At 65.5% G+C, this 23811-nt stretch carries 23 protein-coding genes; 12 read left to right on the top strand and 11 right to left on the bottom strand.

Translation table 11 applies throughout. From position 1 onward, the window contains the following. Nucleotides 1-74: 74 nt before the first annotated feature. The 4 genes from C7C56_RS18545 to pyrC form a co-directional block, all read right to left on the bottom strand. A complete protein-coding gene (locus C7C56_RS18545) occupies nucleotides 75-1556 on the bottom strand; it encodes an aldehyde dehydrogenase family protein (RefSeq protein ID WP_229458859.1) in 1482 nt (493 codons plus the stop codon). Between the two features lie 84 nt (nucleotides 1557-1640). After that, nucleotides 1641-2633, bottom strand: coding sequence for a Gfo/Idh/MocA family protein (locus tag C7C56_RS18540; RefSeq protein ID WP_106758847.1), 993 nt, complete (start codon nucleotides 2631-2633; stop codon nucleotides 1641-1643). Nucleotides 2634-2640: 7 nt separating this feature from the next. Next, nucleotides 2641-3462 carry a DUF3025 domain-containing protein gene (locus tag C7C56_RS18535; RefSeq protein ID WP_106758846.1) on the bottom strand — a complete coding sequence of 274 codons (822 nt, stop codon included), beginning with the start codon at nucleotides 3460-3462 and terminating at the stop codon, nucleotides 2641-2643. Between the two features lie 3 nt (nucleotides 3463-3465). Then, the gene (gene pyrC / locus C7C56_RS18530; protein ID WP_106758845.1) at nucleotides 3466-4515 is read right to left on the bottom strand and encodes a dihydroorotase; all 1050 of its coding nucleotides are present in this window, start codon (nucleotides 4513-4515) and stop codon (nucleotides 3466-3468) included. 116 nt (nucleotides 4516-4631) lie between these two features. Between pyrC and C7C56_RS18525 the strand changes: the two genes are divergently transcribed. Both C7C56_RS18525 and C7C56_RS18520 read left to right on the top strand, forming a co-directional pair. After that, a complete protein-coding gene (locus C7C56_RS18525) occupies nucleotides 4632-4907 on the top strand; it encodes a YlcI/YnfO family protein (protein WP_370660224.1) in 276 nt (91 codons plus the stop codon). Continuing rightward, entirely contained in the window at nucleotides 4904-5200 is a 297-nt protein-coding gene (locus tag C7C56_RS18520; protein ID WP_106758844.1) for a type II toxin-antitoxin system RelE/ParE family toxin, read from the top strand. Before C7C56_RS18525 ends, C7C56_RS18520 begins: the two co-directional genes overlap by 4 nt. Before the next feature lie 9 nt (nucleotides 5201-5209). Here C7C56_RS18520 and C7C56_RS18515 read toward each other — a convergent pair whose 3' ends face one another. Continuing rightward, the gene (locus tag C7C56_RS18515) at nucleotides 5210-5935 is read right to left on the bottom strand and encodes an amino acid ABC transporter ATP-binding protein (protein ID WP_106758893.1); all 726 of its coding nucleotides are present in this window, start codon (nucleotides 5933-5935) and stop codon (nucleotides 5210-5212) included. Nucleotides 5936-6069: 134 nt separating this feature from the next. On the opposite strand from C7C56_RS18515, the gene C7C56_RS18510 reads away from it, so the two are divergent. The 6 genes from C7C56_RS18510 (at nucleotide 6070) to C7C56_RS18485 (ending at nucleotide 11868) form a co-directional block, all read left to right on the top strand. Then, nucleotides 6070-7341, top strand: coding sequence for a dicarboxylate/amino acid:cation symporter (locus C7C56_RS18510; RefSeq protein WP_106758843.1), 1272 nt, complete (start codon nucleotides 6070-6072; stop codon nucleotides 7339-7341). 86 nt (nucleotides 7342-7427) lie between these two features. Further along, nucleotides 7428-8711: an amidohydrolase family protein gene (locus C7C56_RS18505; protein ID WP_106758842.1), complete on the top strand. Its 1284-nt coding sequence runs from the start codon at nucleotides 7428-7430 to the stop codon at nucleotides 8709-8711. Between the two features lie 12 nt (nucleotides 8712-8723). After that, the gene (locus tag C7C56_RS18500) at nucleotides 8724-9206 is read left to right on the top strand and encodes a hypothetical protein (protein WP_106758841.1); all 483 of its coding nucleotides are present in this window, start codon (nucleotides 8724-8726) and stop codon (nucleotides 9204-9206) included. Then, entirely contained in the window at nucleotides 9203-9706 is a 504-nt protein-coding gene (locus C7C56_RS18495; protein WP_106758840.1) for a GNAT family N-acetyltransferase, read from the top strand. The genes C7C56_RS18500 and C7C56_RS18495 overlap by 4 nt, the downstream gene beginning before the upstream one ends. A gap of 266 nt (nucleotides 9707-9972) precedes the next feature. Beyond that, nucleotides 9973-10437: a hypothetical protein gene (locus C7C56_RS18490; protein ID WP_146204546.1), complete on the top strand. Its 465-nt coding sequence runs from the start codon at nucleotides 9973-9975 to the stop codon at nucleotides 10435-10437. Between the two features lie 243 nt (nucleotides 10438-10680). Continuing rightward, complete coding sequence (locus C7C56_RS18485; RefSeq protein WP_106758838.1) at nucleotides 10681-11868, top strand: sensor domain-containing diguanylate cyclase; 1188 nt, start codon at nucleotides 10681-10683, stop codon at nucleotides 11866-11868. A 114-nt stretch (nucleotides 11869-11982) separates the two neighbouring features. Here the strand turns inward: C7C56_RS18485 and C7C56_RS18480 are convergent, their stop codons facing one another. Both C7C56_RS18480 and C7C56_RS30750 read right to left on the bottom strand, forming a co-directional pair. Continuing rightward, nucleotides 11983-12348 (bottom strand): contractile injection system tape measure protein, encoded by a 366-nt coding sequence (locus tag C7C56_RS18480; protein WP_106758837.1) that lies wholly within the window; start codon nucleotides 12346-12348, stop codon nucleotides 11983-11985. A gap of 9 nt (nucleotides 12349-12357) precedes the next feature. After that, nucleotides 12358-12540 carry a contractile injection system tape measure protein gene (locus C7C56_RS30750; RefSeq protein ID WP_109246583.1) on the bottom strand — a complete coding sequence of 61 codons (183 nt, stop codon included), beginning with the start codon at nucleotides 12538-12540 and terminating at the stop codon, nucleotides 12358-12360. 204 nt (nucleotides 12541-12744) lie between these two features. Between C7C56_RS30750 and C7C56_RS18470 the strand changes: the two genes are divergently transcribed. Both C7C56_RS18470 and C7C56_RS18465 read left to right on the top strand, forming a co-directional pair. Next, a complete protein-coding gene (locus C7C56_RS18470) occupies nucleotides 12745-13824 on the top strand; it encodes a sensor histidine kinase (RefSeq protein ID WP_106758836.1) in 1080 nt (359 codons plus the stop codon). Then, nucleotides 13821-14603, top strand: coding sequence for a LytR/AlgR family response regulator transcription factor (locus C7C56_RS18465; protein WP_106758835.1), 783 nt, complete (start codon nucleotides 13821-13823; stop codon nucleotides 14601-14603). The genes C7C56_RS18470 and C7C56_RS18465 overlap by 4 nt, the downstream gene beginning before the upstream one ends. A gap of 224 nt (nucleotides 14604-14827) precedes the next feature. On the opposite strand, the gene C7C56_RS18460 is transcribed toward C7C56_RS18465, so the two are convergent. Next, nucleotides 14828-16675: an ABCB family ABC transporter ATP-binding protein/permease gene (locus C7C56_RS18460; RefSeq protein ID WP_106758834.1), complete on the bottom strand. Its 1848-nt coding sequence runs from the start codon at nucleotides 16673-16675 to the stop codon at nucleotides 14828-14830. A 62-nt stretch (nucleotides 16676-16737) separates the two neighbouring features. Between C7C56_RS18460 and C7C56_RS18455 the strand changes: the two genes are divergently transcribed. Both C7C56_RS18455 and C7C56_RS18450 read left to right on the top strand, forming a co-directional pair. Then, nucleotides 16738-17202 (top strand): acyl-CoA thioesterase, encoded by a 465-nt coding sequence (locus tag C7C56_RS18455; RefSeq protein WP_370660223.1) that lies wholly within the window; start codon nucleotides 16738-16740, stop codon nucleotides 17200-17202. A gap of 32 nt (nucleotides 17203-17234) precedes the next feature. Next, a complete protein-coding gene (locus C7C56_RS18450; RefSeq protein WP_106758833.1) occupies nucleotides 17235-18800 on the top strand; it encodes an alkaline phosphatase D family protein in 1566 nt (521 codons plus the stop codon). Nucleotides 18801-18827: 27 nt separating this feature from the next. Here the strand turns inward: C7C56_RS18450 and C7C56_RS18445 are convergent, their stop codons facing one another. From C7C56_RS18445 to C7C56_RS18435, 3 genes are all read right to left on the bottom strand, one after another. Continuing rightward, on the bottom strand, nucleotides 18828-20507 hold the full coding sequence (locus tag C7C56_RS18445) for a long-chain-fatty-acid--CoA ligase (RefSeq protein ID WP_106758832.1): 1680 nt from the start codon (nucleotides 20505-20507) through the stop codon (nucleotides 18828-18830). An 80-nt stretch (nucleotides 20508-20587) separates the two neighbouring features. Next, a complete protein-coding gene (locus C7C56_RS18440) occupies nucleotides 20588-22270 on the bottom strand; it encodes a long-chain-fatty-acid--CoA ligase (RefSeq protein ID WP_106758831.1) in 1683 nt (560 codons plus the stop codon). A 173-nt stretch (nucleotides 22271-22443) separates the two neighbouring features. Further along, nucleotides 22444-23550: an aminopeptidase gene (locus tag C7C56_RS18435; protein ID WP_229458858.1), complete on the bottom strand. Its 1107-nt coding sequence runs from the start codon at nucleotides 23548-23550 to the stop codon at nucleotides 22444-22446. Between the last annotated feature and the right edge of the window lie 261 nt (nucleotides 23551-23811).

The following is a 23811-nucleotide window of genomic DNA, read 5'->3' as shown; positions in this document are numbered from 1 at the left end:
GGTCGGCGCGTTTATGCGCTGTGGAAAGTCAGGCGTTTTTTCGATGCCGTGAAGCAGCGAACGAAATCAGCCTCTCAGATCATCGGCAGGCGCAGCATGTCGACAACCTGGCGGATCAGCTTGTAGCGGTTCAATGTGTACGGTGGGAAAAACAGCTTGATCAGCATGAGCGGCGAGGAGCGCAACACGGCGCGCTCGTGCGAGAACGCCTTGAAGCCATACACGCCGTGCGCGTTGCCGATCCCCGAATTGTTCACGCCGCCGAAGGGCAGATTGCCGTGCGCAAATTGCGCCACGCAATGGTTGATGCAGGCGCCGCCCGAACTGGTGCGCGTGAGCACCTTGTCGATGTGGGCTTGCTTGCGGCTCCAGAAATACAGCGCCAGCGGCTTGGGTCCGGCGTTGATCTCGGCGATCACCTGGTCGAGATCGGAGTACGACAAGATCGGCAGCAGCGGCCCGAATATTTCGGTCGACAAGATGTCGGCCCCGGCCGGCACCTGGTCGAGCAGGGTCGGCGCCACATAGCACTGCGCCTCGTCGACCTCGCCGCCGGCGACGGCGACCGCGCCGCGCGCGAGCGCGTCGGACAGCAAGGCGGCCACGCGCTGCGTGTGGCGCCCGTTGACGATTCGGGTCAGGTCCTGGCTCGCCTTTTGCTGCCCCGGGGTCTCGCCGTAGCGCGCCTTGAGCACCTTCTTGCATTCGTCGATGAAGGCGGGCTTGACCGAGGTGTGCACATACACATGGTCGGGCGCGACGCAGGTTTGCCCGTTGTTGATGAACTTGCCCCACATCAGCGTTTCGGCCGCGAGCGTCAGGTTGGCGCTCTCGTCGACGATGGTCGGCGAGCGCCCGCCGAGCTCGAGCGTGACGCTGGTGAGGTGCTGCGCGGCGGCCGTCATGACGACCTTGCCGACGGCGGGCGAGCCGGTGAAGAAGATATGGTCGAACGGCAGCGCCAGCAAGGCGGTCGAGGTCGGCGTGCTGCCCTGGAACAGCGCCACTTCGTTCTCGGGAAATACCTTGGCGATGATGCGCGCCATCAGCCCGGACACGGCGGGCGTCATTTCGGACGGTTTGATGATCGCGGTGTTGCCCGCCGCCAGCGCCGACACGAGCGGACCGAGGCACAGGCTCAGCGGATAGTTCCATGGCGCCACGATCAGCACGCGTCCGCGCGGCTGGCACTGCACCCACGCCGAGGTGCCGAGCATGGTCGTGGTCGGCCACAGCTTGTGCGGCTTCATCCAGCGCTTGAGGCGCCCGAGCACGTGGCGCATCTCTTCGAGCACCGGCAAAAATTCGGAGGCCTCGACCTCGGACGGCGACTTGCGGTAGTCGGCCGCGAACGCGGCGTAGAAGTTGTCGCGGTTGTCGAGCAGGGCCTCGCGCAGGCGCTTGATGCGGTCGATGCGCTCGGCGGCGGTGGACTCGCGCCAGCGGATCGCGGTCTCCTGCTGGCGCGCGAAGACCGCCGCCATGGCCGCCGGCTTGGCTTCGTCATGCAGGTGGGAGGCAGGCATGGGGACGACGGTGTTGTGCGGGGAGCTCATGGGCGCGACTTTCCGATGGATAAAAGTCGTTCCAGATTAGCACGGTCGCGGGGCGCGCTTTACTTCTGTTTTAATAGGTTTACTCTAATTTGCAAGGTCGGCCGCATAGCGCACACCGATCTGCGCGCGGATCGTGTCGAGCACGCCCATCAGCGCCAGTGTCTCGGCGTGGGTCATGTGCCCGCTCTCGATCAGCCCCGCGCGCAGGCAGCGGCCGGCCTCGATCGCCTCGTGCGCATAACCGTTGCCGATGACCGGGGTCGGCACCGTGCGCGTGCCGCCGTCGGCCAGGGTGACGGTGACCGAGGACGCGCGGTGGAAGTTGCTGTTCATCCTGATCTGGCCCAGTTCGCCCGCCACCGTCAGCTCGACCGGCGAACGCGTCACCAGCGAGCAACTGCAGATCGACATGCCCCCGCCCGCGTGCACCAGCGTGAAGCCGGTCTGCAGATCGACGCCGGTGGCGCCGATTTCGGCCTGCGCCCGCACCGACGCCACCGGCCCGAGCAGCGCGGCCGCGATCGACAGCGGATAGATCCCGAGGTCGAGCAGGGCGCCGCCGCCCAGTTCGCGGTTGAACACGCGGTGCTCGGGGCCGAACCTCGCGGTGAAGCCGAAATCGGCGAGCACCTGGCGCACCGGGCCGATCTCGCCGGAGGCGATGACGCGCCGCACCTCTTCCAGCGCCGGCATGAAGCGGGTCCACATCGCCTCCATCAGGAACAGGTTCTTGACGCGCGCGAGGGCCACCACTTCGGCCGCTTCGCGCTGGTTCATCGCGAACGGTTTTTCGCACAGCACGCCCTTGCCGCCGCCGAGCATCAGCTTCGCGTTTTCGGCGTGCATCGGGTGCGGCGTGCCGATGTAGACGATGTCGACACCCCCGGCCTCGGCCAGTTCCTCATACGAACCGTAGCAGGCGGCGGCGCCGAATTCGCCGCCGAACGCCTCGGCGCCGGCCAGCGTGCGCGAGGCAACCGCCGCCAGCACGGCGCCGGGCGTGTCCCGCAGGGCCGCGGCGAATGCGCGCGCGATCTTGCCCGTTCCTAGAATGGCCCAGCGGATTGGTGTGCTCATGCGCTTCTCAAATGGTTGATTCCACGCGCTTCGGACGAAACACGCTGGTGTCGGCGTAGAACGCCTGGTCCTGCCCTTCCCACCAGCCCGGCACGCCGAGCACCTGCAGCGGCGTGAAGCTGGCGGTGCTCAGGGCGCCGTCGGCCAGGCCGCGCGCGACCCGCTCGTCGATCCAGGCGCGCTGCGCGGCGGGCGCGAGCGCGAAGTAGGCGGCGTCTGCCATCACCACCAGCACGTGCGCGGTGATCGCCTTGCGCGGCGCGACCAGTTTTTCCATCAGCGCGTGCCCGAACAGCCAGACCTGGGCGTCGGTCCCGAACTGCGCGCGCCGCGCGAACAGCGCCTCGCTCCACCGGTGCGTGCGCAGTGCGGCGACCAGCGCCTCGCCCCCGCTTGACGCGCGCACCACCAGCAGCGCGCTGTTCTCGTCGAAAATGGTGGCGCCGTCGCGCGCCGGCCCGCGCGACTTGCCCACGCCGGACAGCGCGATCTGCGCCGACTGCAAGGCGTTGAGCGCGCATTTGATGCGCGGGAAAGTCATCCACACGAGCGCGTTGAAGAAATCGTGCAGGTTCTCGCGCGTGGGCACGCAGCCGGTCGCGCCGATGAATTGCTCGTAGGCGCGCCCCTCCGGCAGCGCGCTTTGCGGCACGAACGAGATCGGCATGCCGAGGTGGTTGCGCAATCCCGTGGCGGCGGCCGCCGCGTTGAACGCGTCCATCGCGGCGCCCGCCTCGACGCCGCCCGGGTCGAGCCCGAGCCGCTCGAAGGCCGGCCGCACCGCATCGTACCAGGGACGCGGCCAGTCGATGGCGGGCAGCGTTGGCAAGGCCTACAACATCTTCCAGTTGATCTGCTCGCCCGCGTTGAGCGGCACCAGCGCCGACTCGGCCAGCGGCACGGTGTCGGGCATGGTCCAGGCCTCGCGCTTGAGGGTGACGGTTTCGGTGTTGCGCGGCAGGTCGTAGAACTCGGGGCCGTGGAAGCTGGCGAAGGCTTCGAGCTTGTCGAGCGCGCCGGCGCGCTCGAACGCCTCGGCGTACATTTCCATCGCGTGCAGCGCGGTGTAGCAGCCGGCGCAGCCGCAGGCGGCCTCCTTGGCGCCGACCGCGTGCGGGGCCGAATCGGTGCCGAGGAAAAAGCGCTCGTCGCCGCTGGTCGCCGCGGTCACCAGCGCCAGCCGATGCGCTTCGCGCTTGAGCACGGGCAGGCAGTAGTAATGGGGCCGGATGCCACCCTTGAAGATGTCGTTGCGGTTGTAGAGCAGGTGGTGCGCGGTGATGGTGGCGGCGATCGGGCCGTCGGCCTCGGCCACGTACTGCGCCGCGTCCTTGGTGGTGATGTGCTCGAACACGATCTTGAGGGCCGGCAGGTCGCGCCGCAGCGGCCGCATCACGCGTTCGATGAACACCGCCTCGCGGTCGAACAGGTCGATCTCGGCGTCGGTCACCTCGCCGTGCACGAGGAAGGGCACGCCCAGCTCCTGCATCACCTCGAGCGTTTTGTAGCAGCGCGTGAGGTCGGTCACGCCGGCGTCGGAATTGGTGGTGGCGCCGGCCGGGTACAGTTTGACCGCGTGCACGAAGCCGCTATCGTGGGCGCGCCGGATCTCGTCGGGGTCGGTGTTGTCGGTCAGGTACAGCGTCATCAGGGGCTCGAAGCGCATGCCATCGGGCAGCGCGGCCAGGATGCGGTCGCGGTAGGCGGCGGCGGCGGCCGTGGTCGTCACGGGCGGGCGCAGGTTGGGCATCACGATCGCGCGCGCGAACTGGCGCGCGCTGTGCGGCAGCACGCTGGCGAGGGCGGCGCCGTCGCGCAGGTGCAGATGCCAGTCGTCGGGGCGGGTGATGGTCAGGCTGTCGGGGGTGGCGATGAGGGACATGTCGGCTTTCTAAAAACGATTACCGACATTTTACCCGCAGCCATGCCTGCTGCGCGCGCTTGCCTTTGGCGGCGGCGCTTGGTAAGCTGCATCGCAATTGCAACGCATAGGGAGTCATGATGAAAACGTCCACCATTCCCTCGCTGCGTGTCACACCGGAACTGCGCGCGGCGGCCGAAAGCGTATTGGAAGATGGCGAGACCTTGTCCAGTTTCGTCGAGCAGTCCATGCGGCAGCAGATCACGCGGCGCCAATCGCAACGCGAATTCATCGCGCGCGGACTGGCATCGCGCGACGAGGCGAAGCTTACCGGCGAGTATTACTCGGCCGAAGATATCCTGCGCGACCTTGACGAGATGCTGGGCGACGCCGAAGTGAAAGCGGGCAGGTGAGCTTCCGTGTACGGATTACCAAGTCGGCCCGCGACGATCTGGGGCGCTTGAACGCCTATCTCATCGCCCACGACCTCGCCACCGCGCGCCGGGCACGCCACGCAATAGCGAAAGGCCTCGAGTTGCTGAAGGATTTCCCCTTCACCTGTAGAAAAGCCGCGCCCGACTCGCCATTCCTGAGGGAGCTGCTTATTGCGTTCGGCAGCGCAGGCTATGTCGTGCTGTTTGAGGTCGAAGAGACGACGGTCACCGTGTTGGCGGTGCGCCACCAGCGGGAGGATGACTACCTTTAGCTTCGTTTGTCAGTGCAGGACCTTGCCCATGAACTGCCGCGCGCGCTCGGCCTGGGGCGCGCTGAAGAACGCGGCGGTCGGGCTGTCCTCGACGATCTTGCCGTGGTCCATGAACAGCACGCGGTCGGCCACCTTGCGCGCGAAACCCATCTCGTGGGTGACCACCATCATCGTCATGCCGTCCTTCGCCAGCGCGACCATGACGTCGAGCACCTCGCTGGTCATCTCCGGGTCGAGCGCCGAGGTCGGCTCGTCGAACAGCATGGCGATCGGGTCCATCGCCAGCGCGCGCGCGATCGCCACGCGCTGCTGCTGGCCGCCCGAGAGCTGGTTCGGGAATTTGTCTTGCTGGGCCAGCAGGCCGACCCGGTCGAGGTAGCCGAGCCCCTTGGCGGTGGCCTCGTCGAGGCCGCGCCCGAGCACCTTGGTCTGCCCCAGCGTCAGGTTCTGGCGCACCGACAGGTGCGGAAACAGCTCGAAATTCTGGAACACCATCCCGATGCGCGCGCGCAGCGCCGGCAGATCGGTCTTGGGGTCGCCCACCGAGACCCCGTCGACCAGCAACTGGCCCTGCTGGAACGGCTCGAGCCCGTTGATGGTCTTGATCAGGGTCGACTTGCCCGAGCCGGAAGGCCCGCAGACGACCACCACGTCGCCCTTGCCCACGCGCGCGCTGCACCCGCTGAGCACCGGAAAGGCGCCGTACCATTTGCTCACATTGTCCAGTTCGATCATGTTTTCGGCGTTCTTGTGGTTTTTCGGGGCATTCCCAAGCGTGCTTGACAGCATTATGCCCGCCTAGGATACTGCGTCACCCGCCCCTTGCGCCATGGCCGGCCCCCTATTTTGCCCGAGAAAGTCAGATAAAGATGAATAAACGCAACCGCCTAACCGTCTACATTCTTGCCGCCCTGGTGCTCGGGATCGTCGCCGGCTATGTCATCAACCTCACCGTGGCGGCGCCGGCCAAGTACGCCGAATACATGTCGCTGATCACCACCATGTTCCTGCGGCTGATCAAGATGATCATCGCGCCGCTGGTGTTTTCGACCCTGGTGGTCGGCATCGCGCGCATGGGCGACGCCAACGAGGTGGGCCGCATCGGCGCCAAAGCGCTGGGCTGGTTCGTGATCGCCTCGATCATCTCGCTCTCGCTCGGCCTGATTTTGGTCAACCTGTTCCGCCCGGGCGACGCGATCTGGCTGGCCAAGCTGGCGCCGCCGATCGGCACCGCCACCGACCTCGCCACCACCAGCCTCACGCTCAAGGAATTCATCACCCACCTGGTGCCGTCGTCGATCGTCGACGGCATGGCCAGGAACGAGATCTTGCAGATCGTGATCTTCTCGCTGTTCTTCGGCGTGGCCGCCGCCGCCGTCGGCGAGCGCGCCAATCCGCTGATCGACGCGATCGACGGCGTCGCCCACGTCATGCTCAAGGTGACCGGCTATGTGATGAACGTGGCGCCGGTGGCCGTGTTCGCGGCCGTCTCGGGGATCATCGCCTCGAAGGGCCTGGTGGTGCTCGGCAGCTACGGCGTGTTCATGGGACAGTTTTACATAGCCATCGTGCTGCTGTGGATCGTGCTCACGGTGCTCGGCTTCGTGTTTCTGGGGCCGCGTGTGTTCCGCCTGCTGACCGAACTGCGCGAGCCGACCCTGCTCGCGTTCTCGACCGCCTCGTCCGAGGCGGCCTTTCCGAAAACGCTCGAGGGCCTCGAGCGCTTCGGCGTGCGCAACCGGATCGCCGCCTTCGTGCTGCCGATCGGCTACTCGTTCAACCTCGACGGCTCGATGATGTACTGCACCTTCGCGGTGGTGTTCATCGCCCAGGCCTACGGCATCGAGATGTCGCTCGGCACCCAGATCACGATGATGATGGTGCTCATGCTCACCTCCAAGGGCATGGCCGGCGTGCCGCGCGCCTCGCTGGTGGTCATCGCCGCCACGCTGAGCCAGTTCGGCATCCCCGAGGCCGGCCTTGTGATGCTGTTCGCGATCGACCACTTCCTCGACATGGCGCGCTCGGCCACGAACGTGATCGGCAACGGCATCGCCACCGCCGTCGTGGCCAAGTGGGAGGGCGAGCTGACCGAGCCGCTGCCCGCCAATAAGGAGCTGGCGACGGCGCCGCTGCCGTAGCCGCAACGTACTTTAAAAAGCTTTCCCATTCGGAAAGCTTTTTTTATTCACTGGTGTATCTTCGAGGTCCCACTCTGGAGCTGAACATGAAAAAAATCCCCGCACTCGGACTCATGCTGGTGTTGCAAAGCGCCGCCGCGGGCGCGGTCACGGTCGACTGCGGGCGCCTGCTCGACGTCAAGACCGGCGCCTGGCGCGAACGGGTCACCGTGGTGGTCGAAAACAACATCATCAAGTCGGTCGCGCCGACCGGCAACACCAAGGGCCAGATCGACCTGGGCGCCCACTCCTGCCTGCCCGGCCTGATCGACATGCACGTGCATATGAGCATGGAGACGCAGAAACAAGTCGACGCGATGCGCGACGCCCTGACCCGCAATCCGGCCGACCAGGCCCTGCGCGCGGTCCCGCTTGCCGAACGCACGCTGATGGCGGGCTTCACCACGGTGCGCGACCTGGGCGCCGAGGGCGGCATCGCCGTCGCGCTCAAGAACGCGATCGCCGCCGGCGCCGTCCGCGGTCCGCGCATGTTCACCGCCGGCAAATCGATCGCGACCACGGGCGGCCACGCCGACCCGACCAACCAGCTGTCGCAGCGTTTCGGCGCCGCGATTGGCGTGCCCGGCCCCGCCGACGGCGTGGTCAACAGCCCCGAACAGGCGCGCCAGGCCGTGCGCGAGCGCTACAAGGAGGGCGCCGACCTGATCAAGGTGACCGCCACCGGCGGCGTGCTCAGCCAGGCGCGCAACGGCATGAACGCGCAATTCACCGACGACGAGCTAAGCGCCATCATCAAGACGGCCAAGGACTATGGCTTCCGGGTGGCCGCGCACGCGCACGGCCCCGAGGGCATGAAGCGCGCGCTGCGCGCCGGCATCGAATCGGTCGAGCACGGCACCTACATGGACGACGAGGTCATCGCCCTGTTCAAGAAAACCGGCGCCTGGTACGTGCCGACCCTGTCGGCCGGACGCTATGTGGCCGAGATGGCCAAGCAGGCCGATTACTACTCGCCGCTGGTGCGCCCAAAAGCGAGCGCGATCGGACCGCAGCTGGCGGCCACCTTCGCGCGCGCCTACAAGGCCGGCGTCAAGATCGCGTTCGGCACCGATGCAGGCGTGTTCCCACACGGCGACAACGCCAAGGAGTTCGGGTACATGGTCGAGGCGGGCATGCCGGCGCTCGAGGCGATCCGCGCGGCAACGCTGCACGCGGCCACCCTGCTCGACCAATCCAACCGGCTCGGCTCGCTCGAGGCGGGCTTTGCCGCCGACCTCGTCGCCGTCAGCGGCGACCCGCTGGCCGACATCTCGGTGCTGCAACAGGTCAAGTTCGTGATGAAGGACGGCGTGGTCTACAAAAAGCCCTAAGCGGGCCGTCCCATGCGCAAGTGGCTCGCCAATCTGTTCGCGCCCGATGCGCAAGAGACGCTCTCGACGCTTGGTTCGCTCGAACTCAACCTCCTGGCGCAAGGGCCGGTCGAGTTTGTTTTTGCGCTGGTCGAGGGCGACAACCCGAACCACACCGGCGAGCTGCTCGGCGCCGTCGCGACCATCGCCGGGCACAACGGCTCGATGGTGCAGGATCTGGTGTGCAATCTCGCCGTGCTGACCGTCGGCACGCTGGCGTCGCGCGAGCCGCTCGTGCTCGAGCGCGCCTCGCTGGTCAACAAACTGCTGCAGGCGATGGCGGGAAATATCAAGCTGGTCCATGGCGTCGAGCACGCGCATTTCGGCAGCATGGACAGCCGCTCGCGCGGGACCTACGGCGCGCTGCTGCCATCGTTCAGCGCGGGCATGGCCGTGCTCCATGCGCTGCCGCCGGGCCGCGCGCAGGAACTCGGTGCGAAGGGGGCCTCGGCATGAGCGGCGCGCCTTCGTTCGCGCTGCGCGATTTCGCTGCGCAAGACGCCAGCGCGGTGAACGCCCTGGCCGTCGCCGCGTTCACGCAGTACCAGCATGCCTACACCGATTGGCCGATTTTCAGGGAGCGCATCGCCGATATGGCGGCGCTGGCGGCCGGCGGCGAGATCATCGTCGCGCGGGCGGGCGCCGACATTGTGGGCGCGGTCGCCTATATCGGGCCGGGCAAGCCAAAGAGCGCCATCTTTTTGCCAGAGTGGCCGATCATGCTGATGCTCGAGGTCGCGCCGCGGGCGAGGGGCTTGGGGGTGGGCCGGGCCTTGGCGCTGGCGTGCCTCGAGCGCGCCCGGCGCGACGGCGCCGAGGTCTTTGCCCTGCACACGAGTGAGCTCATGACGGTGGCGCTGCCGATGTATGAGCGCATGGGATTTACCTGGTCGTCAGCCGTGCCCGACATTCATGGCGTGGCGTACAAGCTGTATCTGAAGCGCCTTGACGGCTGAGAGTCCAGCCCTTGGGCGGTCTTAAAAATCTCGTTACGGGCATCTTCATATGCAATTTTAGCAGGCCCCATTTAATAGACAGAAAGTAGGACCTCAATGCGCAAAATCTGATCGTCGGGCCGGACCGGCGGCACCATGTTGACCCGACGGTCAGCGTCATCCTTAGCTCGATTCTATGAAAAATTCGATAGAGTGCCGCTTCCAAACTGTTTCCGACATCGGCGTGCACGTTAAAGTTATAAAAACGATTTCAGGAGCAAGGCCGCATGGGCATGACACTCTGGATTCACACCCTGGAAGAGCGCAATTACTCTAAAGATAGTGACGATCACTCCCTGATGAACCGCCATTCCGACGCGCTCGATGCCGTCTGCGAGCTTGCGGGCGTGCGCAAGCTCAACGAATTCAAGGATTTCACCGACTTGGAATTCAACATGGACGACTTCGATGACGAGGATGACGAGGATGACGAGGAAGGCGACGGCGAATCCGAAGCGGCAGCCGATCCTGAAACCGGCCTTGGCTATGGCATCGACGACATGGCATGGTTCGACGCGGCCGAAGGTCTGGTGTCGATGAAAGCGATGCGCGGCCATGTCGCCACCGAGGGTCTGGCGGGGCTGGACGCTGGCCAGAACGCAGACTTGCTGGACGAACTCGACGACTGTATCGCCGTCCTTGACGGCCCCGCTTCGCGCGCCGGCAAATTCCATCTTGCCGTCATCGGGTAACCGCCGTCACAACATCACTGCATTGTGCTCGCCATCAGTTTTGGAAGCGTGGCGAGCGCTCGAACCGTCAGTTTCAAAGCAGAAGATCGGCGCGTGTTCGCCGGTTTTGATCGAACCGCGCATGGGCGATGTTCAAGATCGCCGCAGCCCATTTTGGGGTGCGCGGGGATAGATTCATTCCGCAAGTTAGGTACTTGCATGAACGAAATCATTATTTGGATAGGCGCATGCTAGACTGATTTCATGCGTAGCTTATTTCCCCTTGCCGGCAAAGCCTTACGTCCCCATTGGATCGTGCAGACCAACTATCACCTGCGCACCCTGTCCTTTTTAATGGTCTTTCTGAGCATGGCCCTTGACCGCTATGGCAAGGGCGCCGGCGCCGCTTTCTGGACACTCCTTTTCCTGCAGTTCGTGGTGTACCCACACCTGTTGTATATCATTGCCTGCCGCGCCAGGGATTCCCAAAAAGCCGAGCTGAATAACCTGCTGCTCGATTCCATGCTGATCGGTGCGTGGATAGTCGGGCTCGGATTTGCCCTGTGGCCAAGCTTCGTTCTGTTTCTCGCCACTTCACTCAATATCACGATCAACCGGGGCTGGCTGGGCATGCGCGACGGCTCGCTCGCCTTGCTCTGCGGCATGCTGCTTTCGGTCTCGATCGGCGGTTTCCGGTTCACGCCCGACACGGGCTGGCCTGCCACGCTGCTGCTGATGTTGAGCCTGTCGGCATACCTGATCGCGATAGGTAACGCGTCCAATGCGCGCAATCTGCAACTGCGCACGACGCGCGAGAGCCTGCGTCTGGGCGAGCAGGCCTTAATTGCAAACAACGAGATGCTGCAACAGCAACTCGCGGAAATCAAGGCACTGCAGGACCAGCTCAAGGAGCAAGCCCTGCACGACCCGATGACCGGTTTGTTCAACCGCCGCTATCTCGACACGATCGTCCCGCACGAGTTGGCGCGCTGCGAACGCGACCAAATTCCCCTGTGCCTGATGATGTTGGACATCGACTATTTCAAGAAGGTTAACGACACGTACGGGCACCAGGGCGGCGATGCGGTCCTGAAGGAACTGGCGGCATTGCTGATGGCAAGCATTCGTTCATCGGACGTGGCTTGCCGCTATGGCGGGGAAGAATTCCTGCTGCTGCTGCCGAATATGTCGGTCGCCAATGCCTTGCTGCGCGGCGAGCAATTGCGCGCCGAGTTTGCCGGGAAAACCGTGCGGTTTGGCGCCGCAAACATCAACGCGACGCTGTCTATCGGCATAGCCTGCTTTCCTGGCGATGGACGCAGTCCCGACGAACTGATCGGTTGCGCCGACCTCGCCCTGTACCGGGCCAAGGCGGAAGGCCGCAACCGCGTGGTCGCGGCAGACGTGGAGGCTGCGCCGGAACTGGCCGCCGGCGCCGGCATGGGGATCTGAAGATCGTCCACTTTAGGCTGCCGCCGCAGGGCACCGCTTGCGGCGAGCTTGCCGCGCGCGCTGATCTGGTCGCCCTGCGCGCGTTACCAATTCACCAAACTGCAAGCGCTGCCGTCATGCCAGCCAAGCAACGTGTATCGCTTTTTCCATCCACGGCAAGCGCAGCATCGAAAACGAAAACGGCGAGCGCTGGAGCAAAATGTCGTATGCCCGTTTTTCCACCGTCAGTTGCCAATGCCCGCTGTGCTCACTGAGGCTGCCGTCCCTGACCAGCCAGCTACCACGAAACCCCTCCAGGCTGGGCTCACCGATACCACTCCATTGCTTCACGACCGCGTGCAGCAGGCTCTCGCACATGCCGATCTCGTGTTCCGTCAGTGCCACGTCGAGCTCCAACGGCTCCTGCAATGGCAGGCCGCACAGCAATTTATTGAACATCAGGTAGTGCTCCGGCGTCTGCCAATGACCGGTCGCCAGCAATTGCAGGCATTACGCCGCGCGCCGTTGCGCCCGTTCGTCGCGGAAGCGTCCCTTGTCCATGTATTCCAGGCGCGTGAACAAAGGATCAAAAAAACTGTGCAGTAGTGACAGGTCGGCGTTATTGATCCTCAAAGGGAGTGCGGCGTTGTGGTCAGTTGCCAGTGCGACAAACCCATCTTTAAATGGAGCCATTTGACCCCCCTCTACTTTTAAGTCATTGTTAAAACCGGAAAAGTATCTTTACTATAAATCTATCCGTTTGGCAACTTCTTCATACGGGCCCACCAAGCGTCGCTCGACGGCCGCAAACCGCAACCCATCGCAACATGCTTGCCGCCGGCCGCAGTCCCCGGTACTGTTTGACTAACAGTCGACCCACCGGATAACCGCACCACCATGCTCATCGCGCCCTCCCCCTCCAAAACACAAGGCATCGCGCTCGCCCTCGGCTGGCGGCGCCTGCTCGCCACGCTGGTCTTCGCCACCCTCATCGGCCTGCTCAACAGCGTTGCCTCGCAGTCCCCCACCAGCCTGGTCGTCGGGCGCGCCTTGCTGGTCGGCTTCGTCGCGCTGCTCGGGTTCGGCCTGTTCGAGCAGTGGCCTGCGCGACTGCCCGGATGGATCGCGCGCTGGGTCCTGCAGCTGGTGGCCGTCGTCGTGGCGATGCCGCTGGCCGCGCTGCTGGCCTACTTCATCACGACCGGGAATAGTTTCGCCTTCCTGCTGCACGATATGAAGCGCACCGGCTTCGTCATGCTGTCGGTCACGGGCATGCTGTTCGGCCCCTGGATCGCACTGACGGCGATGCTGCGCCAGCGCGAAGCCTTCGCCCGCGGCCAGGCGCTCGCGTTCGAACTCGAACGTAGCGAGCTCGAACGGCGCGCGCTCGACGCGCGCATGCGCCTGCTCCAGTCGCAGGTCCAGCCGCATTTTCTGTTCAACACGCTGGCCAATGTGCAGGCGCTGGTCGACGCCGGCTCGCCCCAGGCCTCGGCCGTGCTGCGCGCCCTGGTCGCCTACCTGCGCGCGGCCGTGCCGCGCCTGAACGAGCCGCTGACCACGCTGGGCGAGGAGTTGCAACTGGTGCGCGCCTACCTCGACCTCATGCACATGCGCATGCCCGACCGCCTGCAGTACGCGGTCGACGCCGAGGACGCCGCGCTAGACTTGCGCTGCCCGCCGCTGACCCTGCTCACGCTGGTCGAGAACGCGGTGCGCCACGGCATCGACCCAAGCGAGGAAGGCGGGCGCATCGAGATCGACGTGCGGCTGTTGAACCAGCGCTGCCAGGTGCGCGTGTGCGATACCGGGGTCGGTCTGCAGGCGGCCGGCAATGGCCTGGGCACCGGACTGGCAAACCTGCGCGAGCGGCTGCAACAGGCTTTCAGCGGCAATGCGCAATTGCGCCTGAGCTCGCTCGAGCCGCACGGCATCTGCGTCGAACTCGATTTCCCGGCCGAAAGGATCATCAAATGAGGCAGCGACCGACAGCCCTGATCGCCGACGACGAACCGCTGCTGCGCGAGGTCGTGGCGCGCATGCTGGCCCATACCTGGCCCGAGCTCGAGGTGGTGGCGACGGCGCGCAACGGGCGCGAGGCCATCGAGCAATTCGAGCGGCACCGGCCCGACATCTGTTTTCTGGACGTGCACATGCCGGGCGTGTCGGGGGTGGAGGCGGCGCACCAGATCGGGCGCCGCGCGCACCTGGTGTTCGTCACCGCGTACGACCAGTACGCCGTGCAGGCGTTCGCGCAGGGCGCGCTCGACTACCTGGTCAAGCCGGTCGACCCGGCCCGCCTCGCCGACACCGTGGCGCGCCTCAAGCAGCGCTTGCAGGCGGCCGAGCCGGCAATGGACACCGGGGCGATGCTCGATCAGTTTGCCGCCAGCCTGCGCCAGCACGCGGCGCCCGCGCCGCTGCGCTGGATCCGCGCCAGCGTCGGCCAGACGCTGCACCTGATACCGGTCGAGCGCATCGACTTTTTGCGCTCGGACGAGGGCTACACCCTGGTGGCCTGGCGCGACGACAAGGACGAGCCGGTCGAGGCGCTGATCCGCACGCCGATAAGGGATCTGCTGGGCCAGCTAGACGGGGCGCAGTTCGCGCAGGTGCACCGCTCGGTGGTGGTCAACATGTGCGCGATCAGCCACGTCAAGCGCGGCCTGAACGAAACCGCCGACATCCACCTCAAGGGCCGCAACGACGTGCTCAAGGCGAGCCGCGCCTACCTGCACCTGTTCCGCCAGATGTAGGGCGCTGGCGATGGTTGTGGCGACGTTTCGGAAACCGCGGCGCGCGCATTCACGCGTTTCTGGAAAATCCAGCCATGCAGCCCCTGGCCTGGAGTTTGGGACGCCGCCTGGAAGCAAACTCAATATGGGTCCCCGCCTTCGCGGGGATGACGTAGGGTATTCGGGGATGACGATGGGGATTCGGCGAATGATGTTGGGTATTTTTCGGTGAAGATCTTTCGGCCCTATTCGAGCTCCAGGGCCGGCGATGCCAGTTGTTCGTCCTGGCGCGCCAGCTGGCGCTCCCACATCTGCTTGTACAAGCCGTCGAGCGCCAGCAGCGACTGGTGCGTGCCGCGCTCGACGATGCGGCCGTGGTCGAGTACCAGGATCTGCTGGGCGTCGGCCACCGTCGACAGCCGGTGCGCGATGACGAGCGTGGTGCGGTCCTTGGCGATGTCCTTGAGCTGCGCCTGGATCGCCTGCTCGGCCTTGGAGTCGAGCGCCGAGGTCGCCTCGTCGAAGATCAGGATCGCCGGATCCTTGAGCAGCGTGCGCGCGATCGCCACGCGCTGCTTTTCGCCGCCCGACAACTTCAGGCCGCGTTCGCCGACCATGGTCGCGTAGCCGTCCGGCAGGCTCTCGATGAAGTCGTGGATCGAGGCCGCGCGCGCCGCCGCCACGATGACTTCCTTGCTCGAGCCGGGCTTGCCGTAGGCGATGTTGTATTCGATCGTGTCGTTGAACAGCACCGTGTCTTGCGGCACGATCCCGATCGCCGCGCGCAAGGACCCCTGGGTCACCTCGCGCAGGTCCTGGCCGTCGATGGTGATGGCGCCGGCGTTGACTTCGTAGAAGCGGAACAGCAGGCGCGACAGGGTCGACTTGCCCGAGCCGCTGTGGCCGACCACGGCGGTGGTGGTGCCGGCCTCGATCGCGAAGTCGACGTCGAACAGGATCTGGCGCTTGGCCTCGTAGCTGAATTCGACGTGCGAGAACACCACCCGCGCGCCCTTGGGCTCGAGCGGGCGGGCGCCGTCGGCGTCGGCGATCTCGCGGTTCTGGTCGAGCAGCGAGAACAAGCGCTCCATGTCGGCCAGGTTCTGTTTGATCTCGCGGTAGATCACGCCCAAAAAATTGAGCGGAATGTACAGCTGGATCATGAAGGCGTTGACCAGCACAAGGTCGCCGAGCGTCATGGTGCCGGCGATCACGCCCTCGGTCGCGCGCCACAAAATGAGCGTGACGGCGGTGGCGATGATCACCGACTGCCCCGTGTTGAGCAGCGCCAGCGAGCTTTGCGACTTGACCGCCGCCGTCTCGTAGCTCATCAGGCCGGCGTCGTAGCGCTTGGCCTCGTAGTCCTCGTTGCCGAAGTACTTGACCGTCTCGTAGTTGATCAGCGAGTCGATCGCCTTGGTGCTCGCCTTGGAGTCGAAGTCGTTCATGGTGCGCCGGAAGTGGGTGCGCCAGTCGGTGACGATCACCGTGAACGTGATGTAGCTCACCAGCGCCACCGCCGTGATCACGCTGAACCAGATGTCGTACTTGAGCACGAGGTAGGTCAGCACCAGCGTGATCTCGACCAGCGTCGGCAAAATGTTAAACAGCGACATCGAGATCAGCGAACTGACGCCGCGCGTGCCGCGTTCGATGTCGCGCGTCATGCCGCCGGTCTGGCGGTTCAGGTGGAAGCGCAGCGACAGCGCGTGCATGTGGCGGAACACCCTCAGCGCGATGGTGCGCACCGCGCGCTGCGTCACGCGCGAGAACAGGAATTCGCGCAGCTCGGTGAACACGCTGGTCGACAGGCGCAGCAGGCCATACGCGACCAGCGCGCCGAGCGGCAGCACCAGCAGCGCGTAAGGGTCGCTGGCCTTGATGCTGAGCTGGTCGATCAGTTGCTTGAGCACGAGCGGGACGCCGACGTTGGCCAGCTTGGCCGCGATCAGGCATGCCATCGCGGCCAGCACGCGCCATTTGTAGACCCACAGATACGGGATCAGGGTCTTGATCGTGGCCCAGTCGGTCCGCGTGACGGCCTTCGGATCGGTCTTCGGGGCGGGCTCGGTGCTTCGGGAGTGGTTACGCATGGGCAGATGTTTGGGATTTATGGTTCAATCTGACCGATTGTAGCCTTTCATGAGAATTCAAGATGACCCTGCCCCAAAACGCCGCCTCCGTCGCTGCCACCAGCGTTGCCTCCAGCGCCGCCACCGGCGGACTGCCCGCCGGTAAAATGCCGCAACTGCGCGTGATGCCCGCGCCGTCCGACGCCAATGTCTACGGCGACGTCTTTGGCGGCTGGATCATGGCCCAGGTGGACATCGCCGGCTCGCTCCCGGCGACCCGGCGCGCCAACGGCCGCGTCGCGACCATCGCCGTCAATTCCTTCCTGTTCAAAAACCCGGTCTTCGTCGGCGACTTGCTCACGTTCTACGCCGACATCGTCAAGGTCGGCAACACCTCGATCACCGTGTATGTCGAGGTCTACGCCGAGCGCAACCGCCTGCAGGCCGACACCGTCAAGGTGACCGAGGCCACCCTGACCTACGTCGCCACCGGCAGCGACCGCAAGCCGCGCCAGCTGCCACCGATCGAAACCCTGATCGGCGGCTGACGCGCCCACCTCCTTCTAACCTCTCCGCGGCCATGGACCCCACGCGCCGACTCATCCTGGCCGGCCTGGCCGGCGCCGGCGCCCTTGCCGGCGGCCCCGCGCTGGTGCGCGCCGCCGGCAGCGCCTATCCGTTCAGCCTGGGCGTGGCCTCCGGTTCGCCGCTGCCCGACTCGGTCATCCTCTGGACCCGCATCCTGGCCGACCCGTTCGATCCGGCGCCGGCGCCGGCCGTGGCCTACCCGGTGCGCTGGGAGGTGGCCGAGGACGCCGCCTTCGGCCGCATCGCCGCGCGCGGCAGCGCACGCGCCGAGCCGGCGCTCGCGCACAGCGTGCACGTCGACGTGCGCGGGCTGGCGCCGGGACGCTGGTACTGGTACCGCTTCATGCTCGGTGCCGCCGTCAGCCCGGTCGGGCGCACCCGCACCGCGCCCGCGCCCGACGCCATGCCCGCCATGCTCAAGCTGGCCGTGGCCTCGTGCCAGCATTGGGAGTTTGGCAGCTACGCGGCGCACCGCCACATCGCCGCCGCCGCGCCCGACCTGGTCGCCTTCCTCGGCGACTACATCTACGAATGGGGCCCGCTGCGGCGCACCCACCCGCCGCGCGCGGTGCGCAGCGACGAAAGCTTCACACTGACGCAGTACCGCGCCCGCTACGCCCAGTACAAGAGCGACCCCGACCTGCAAACGGCGCACCACGCCGCGCCGTGGATCGTGGCCTGGGACGACCACGAGGTGGCCAACGACTACGCCGCAGGCCGCGACGAACGGCTCGCGCCGGATTTTTTGCAGCGCCGCGCCAACGCCTACCAGGCCTTCTACGAGCATATGCCGCTGCGCGTGGCGGCGCCGGCCGGCATGCGCTTCGCCGACCTGCGAACAATCGGGCACCACGCGTGGGGCCGGCTGGCGCGCTTCCACCTGCTCGACACGCGCCAGTACCGCAGCGCCCAGGCCTGCCAGCCACCCGGGCGCGGCGGCTCGACCTCGACCGGGCCGCGCCGCTGCCCCGGCCTGCTCGACCCGTCGCGCAGCATGCTGGGGCAAGCGCAGGAGGACTGGCTCGCCGCCGGCCTGCGCGCATCAAAGGCGCGTTGGAACATCATCGCGCAGCAAACCCCTATGGCGCAGTCGAGCCAGACCCCGATCGTGCGGCCCGACGGCGGGCGCTTCTGGACCGACGGCTGGGACGGCTATCCGATGGCGCGCGCGCGCCTGTTCGAGGCGTTGCGGCATAGCGGCGCGGCCAATCCGGTGGTGCTGGCCGGCGACGTGCACACCTTCTACGCGAGCGAACTGCGCACCGATTTCAACCGCCCGGCGTCGACGCGCAACCCGGTCGTGGCGGCCGAATTCTGCGGCACCTCGATCACCTCGAGCTCGCGCCCGCAGGCGCGCACCCTGCAGTACCTCGACATGAACCCGCACACCAAGTACGGGCGCAGCGACAAGCGCGGCTTCATGCTCATGGAGATATCGCCCGCACGCACGACCACCCATTTCCTGGGGCTGGCCGACGTGCGCGACCAGAAGTCGACGCTGGCCACGCTGGCCAGCTTCGCGCTCGCCGACGGCGATCCCAAGATCGAGCGGCTGTAAAAAAAGGACCCGAAGGTCCTTTTTTTGTTACGCCGCCTGCTTGGTGTCGCGCAGTTCGCGCCGCAGGATCTTGCCGACCGGGGTCTTCGGCAGTTCGTCGCGGAACTCGATGTGCTTGGGCTTCTTGTAGGCCGTCAGCTCCTTCACGCAGTAGGCCATCAGGTCCTCGGTGGTCAGGTTCGGGTCCTTGCGCACCACGAACAGCTTGACCGCCTCGCCCGAATTTTTGTCCGGCACGCCGATGCAGGCGCATTCGAACACGCCCGGATGGCCCGATACGACCTCCTCGACCTCGGTCGGGTAGACGTTAAAGCCCGACACCAGGATCATGTCCTTCTTGCGGTCGACGATGCGCGTGTTGCCGGTCTCGTCCATGATGCCCACGTCGCCGGTCTTGAAGAAGCCGTCGGCCGTCATCGACTTGGCGGTCTCGTCGTCGCGCTTCCAGTAGCCCTTCATGACCTGCGGCCCGCGGATGGCGATCTCGCCGCGCTCGCCGAGCGCGACCGGCACGCCGTCGTCGTCGAGGATCAGGATCTCGGTCGACGGGTACGGATAGCCGATGGTGCCGGTGAAGCTCTTGATGTCGCAGCGGTTGGCGGTGGCCACCGGCGAGGTCTCGGACAGGCCGTAGCCTTCGACGATCGGGCAGCCGGTCAGCTTGAGCCAGCGGTCGGCCACCGACTGCTGCACGGCCATGCCGCCGCCGTTGCACACGCGGAAGCTCGAGAAGTCGAGCGAGGCGAAATCGGGGTTGTTGAGCAGGCCGTTGTAGAGCGTGTTCACGGCAGGGAACACGTTGATCTTGTACTTGCGCAGCTCCTTGACGAAACCGGGCATGTCGCGCGGGTTCGGGATCAGCACGTTCATGCCGCCAAGCCGCGTGGCCATCAGCGCGCACACCGTGAGCGCGTAGATATGGTAAAGCGGCAGCGCGCAGACGAACTGCAGCTGCATGTCGCGCGGCAGGGTGTTGAGGGTCGGCTGCAGCCAGGCCTCGTTCTGCAGCACGTTGGCGATCACGTTGCGGTGCAGCAGCACGGCGCCCTTGGACACGCCCGTGGTGCCGCCCGTGTATTGTAAAAAGGCGATGTCGTCGTGCCCGAGCGTGACCGGTTTGAGCTTCATGCCAGCGCCGTCGGCGAGCATCTTATTGAAGCCGATCGCGGTCGGCAGCGAGAACGCCGGCACCATCTTCTTGACGTTGCGCAGCACGAAGTTGACGAGCGTGCCTTTCAAGCCGAGCATGTCGCCGATGGTCGCCGTGACGATGTGCTTGACCTGGGTCTTGGGCAGCACCTGCTCGAGCGTGGTGGCAAAATTCTCGAGCACGATGATCGCCTCGGCGCCCGAGTCGATCAGCTGGTGCTGCAGTTCGCGCGGGGTGTAGAGCGGGTTGATGTTGACGATCACATAGCCGGCGCGCAGCACGGCGGCCAGCGCGATCGGGTACTGCAGCACGTTGGGCATCATGATGGCCACGCGCGCGCCCGGCTGCATGCCGCGCGACTGCAGCCACGCGCCCATGTTCTGCGAAAGCTGGTCGACTTCGCGGTACGTCAGCGACTTGTCCATACAGACGTAGGCCTTGCGGTCGGCGTACTTGACGAACGCCTCCTCGAGCAGGTGGGTCAGCGAGCGGTACTGCGTGTAGTCGATCTCCGCCGGCACGCCCTCCTGGTACGACTTGAGCCAAAACTTGTCCATCTATGCCTCGTTCATGTAGTTATAAATGCGGTGGGCAAAAAAAACCGCCCGATGCCCGGGCGGTTTTTTTGCTGCGATGCTTATGCGGCCTTCTTCTCGTCGCGCAGGACGCGCCGCAGGATCTTGCCGACCGGGGTCTTGGGCAGCTCGTCGCGGAACTCGATGTACTTCGGCTTTTTGTAGCCGGTCAACTGTTCTTTGCAGTGCTCCATGACCTTCTCGGTCGTCAGGTTCGGGTCCTTGCGCACGATGAACACCTTGACGGCCTCGCCGGAATGCTCGTCGGGCACGCCGATGCAGGCGCATTCGAGCACGCCCGGGATGCCCGAGACGACTTCTTCGATTTCGGTCGGATAGACGTTAAAGCCCGACACCAGGATCATGTCCTTCTTGCGGTCGACGATCCGGACGTAGCCGTTCGCATCCATGATGCCGACGTCGCCCGACTTGAAGAAGCCGTCCGGCGTCATCACGCGCGCCGTCTCGTCGGGGCGGTTCCAGTAGCCGGCCATGACCTGCGGGCCGCGGATGGCGATCTCGCCGCGCTCGCCGAGCGCCACCGGGATGCCATCGTCGTCGAGGATCGCGATGTCGGTCGACGGCACCGGCAGGCCGATGGTGCCAGAGAACTCGGTCAGGTCGGCGCGGTTGCAGGTGGCCACCGGCGAGGTTTCGGACAGGCCGTAACCTTCGATGATGCAGGTGCCGGTCGCCTTCTTCCATTTGTCGTTGACGCTCTGCTGCACCGCCATGCCGCCGCCGTTGGAGATCTTGAGCGCCGAGAAGTCGACCTTGCCGATGTCGGGGTGGTTGAGCAGCGCGTTGTAGAGCGTGTTGACGGCCGGCAGCATGTTGATCTTGTACTTGCACAGCTCTTTGATGAAGCCGCCGATGTCGCGCGGGTTCGGGATCAGGATGTTGAGCGCGCCCACGCGGGTGCCCCACATCGCGCACGCGGTCAGCGCGAAGATATGGTACAGCGGCAGCGCGCACACGATCGTGACCTGCTCGACCACGGGCGCCTTGGCCAGCGCCGGCTGCGACCAGGCCTCGCTTTGCAGCACGTTGGCGATGATGTTGCGGTGTGTCAGCGTGGCGCCCTTCGAGACGCCAGTGGTGCCGCCCGTGTATTGCAAAAATGCGACGTCGGTCGGGGTGGCCGGCACCGGCTTGAAGGTCATCTTCGAGCCCTGCGCGAGTACGTCCATGAAGCGCACCGCGTTCGGCAGCGAGAACGCGGGCACCAGCTTCTTGACGTTGCGGACCACGAAATTGACGATCAAGCTTTTCGGGAAGCCGAGCATTTCGCCCATGTTGGCGACGACGACGTGTTTGATCGGGGTTTTCGCCAGGACCTGCTCGAGCGTGGTGGCGAAGTTCTCGAGGACGATGATGGCCTCGCTGCCCGAATCGATGAGCTGGTGCTCGAGTTCGCGCGGCGTGTAGAGGGGATTGACGTTGACCACGGTGTAGCCGGCGCGCAGGATCGCGGCGATCGCGATCGGATACTGGAGCACGTTGGGCATCATGATGGCCACGCGCGCGCCTTTTTGCAGGCCGCGGCTTTGCAGCCAGGCGGCCATGCGCTGCGAGTACATGTCGACCTCGGCGTAGGTCAGGTACTTGTCCATGCAGACATAGGCATTGCGGGATGCGAATTTCTTGAACGACTCCTCAAGCAGTTGCACCAGCGATTTGTACTGGTCCGGGTTGATCTCCGCTGGAACGCCGCTCGGATACGATTTCAGCCAAAATTTATCCATGTCTGCCTCTGTCTCTGATAGTTATCGTTATAGGTCCGGCGCTTCGCGCCAGTTGAGCAGCATAAGCGCCAGAAAAGCAGGCGCTTTGTTACTTCTAACCTTGATGCTATCGGGCGACGCGTCTGGATGCAAGCGCTTTTGCTGCAATTTGAGCAAGCCCTCTACAGAAAGCCTCATTGCTGCGGCGCAGCACGCGCTTTCGGCGGCGCGGTGGTGCCCCCGATTTGGTGCAGGCGGCGGTGGCGCTCCTCCTGGCTCAGGCCGGCGAGCTCGCGCACGGCCGCGTACAGCCCCGGGAAGCCCCCCTCGCGCGCGCGCAGCGCGCGGAAGGCCGGCACGAAGTCGTTGTAGGTGGCCACCGAGGCCAGATGGGCGTTCGACAGCGGTTCGGCGAAAAAGCGGTCGTAGCCGGCGTAGCCGCCCCAGTTCCTTTTGAGCTCCTGATACTCGTTCGTCAGTTGCTGGAACAGGCGCGCCTTGGCCGCGCGTTTTTGCTCGACGGGGGCGGCGGAGGCGTAGTTTTGCTCGAGCGCGCGGCGGATCTTGAGCAGCAGGCCGATGAAGTCCGCCTTGCGGACCGAGAACGCGGCGTATTTGGCGCGCATGGCGTCGTTGCCGTGGGCGGCCAGCCAGCGCTCGACGCCGGCCTCCTCGACCGCGCTGGCGAAGGACTCGTTGAACTGCGAGTCGCCGGGCGCGTACACCACCTGGTGCGAGAGCTCGTGGAAGATCAGGCGCGCCAGTTCGGCGTCGGGGTAGTGGATGAAGGTCGAGATCAAGGGGTCGTTGAACCAGCCCAGCGTGGAGTAGGCGGGCACGCCGCCGACCTGCACGTCGTCGCCGCCGGCGCGCAGTTCGCGGGCGAAGTCGAGCGCGCCCTGTTTGGCGTAGTAGCCGCGGTAGTTGACGCAGCCGGCCACCGGGAAGCACCACTCGCGCGGCACCAGCGACAGTTCGGGCGCGGCCACCACGTTCCACAGCACGTAGGGGCGCTTGAGGGCGGCGTAGTTGCGGTAGCTGGCGTTGTCGGGCAGGCCCAGATGCTCGACCGCGAAGCGGCGGATCTGGCGCGCAGAGGCGAGCCGCTCTCTGAGCTTGGCGTCGGTGGAGGCGTCGGCCAGCCAATCGTCGACCGGCCTGGCGTCGGCCAGCAGCGAGAGCTGGCCGTGCGCCGCCTGGGCGTAGTAGTTGATGCCGGAGCAGCTGGCCAGGCAGGCCGCCGCCGCGATCGCCAGCAGCAGCCGGCGTTTGGTTTTACTTAGTTTGAATCGGTCCATCATTTTCATCTGCGAAGCACCTGGTTCCACGTCGCCCCCCCGCGCGGGCAGGGGACCAAATCGCCACCGGGCGGACCCGGGTCGGGAGAATCACGTCCTCCCCGCGCCGGAGGTTGTCGCAAAACTCAAAAACGAGTTGCCGACGCGTGAAGTAGGCCTTTGAAGCAGACCTTAAAACCGTCTTCCCCGCGCGGGCGGGGACCCATAGCCGCCTTGATCCGTGTTTGCCTAACTTCTTGCCCGTGGCCGAGAAGGGTGATGCCT

It is taken from the genome of Massilia glaciei, assembly GCF_003011895.2.
GTDB classification, from domain to species: domain Bacteria; phylum Pseudomonadota; class Gammaproteobacteria; order Burkholderiales; family Burkholderiaceae_D; genus Telluria_A; species Telluria_A glaciei.
The sequence above is the reverse complement of the archived record's forward strand: the minus strand, read 5'-3'. Positions and strand labels throughout refer to the sequence as shown.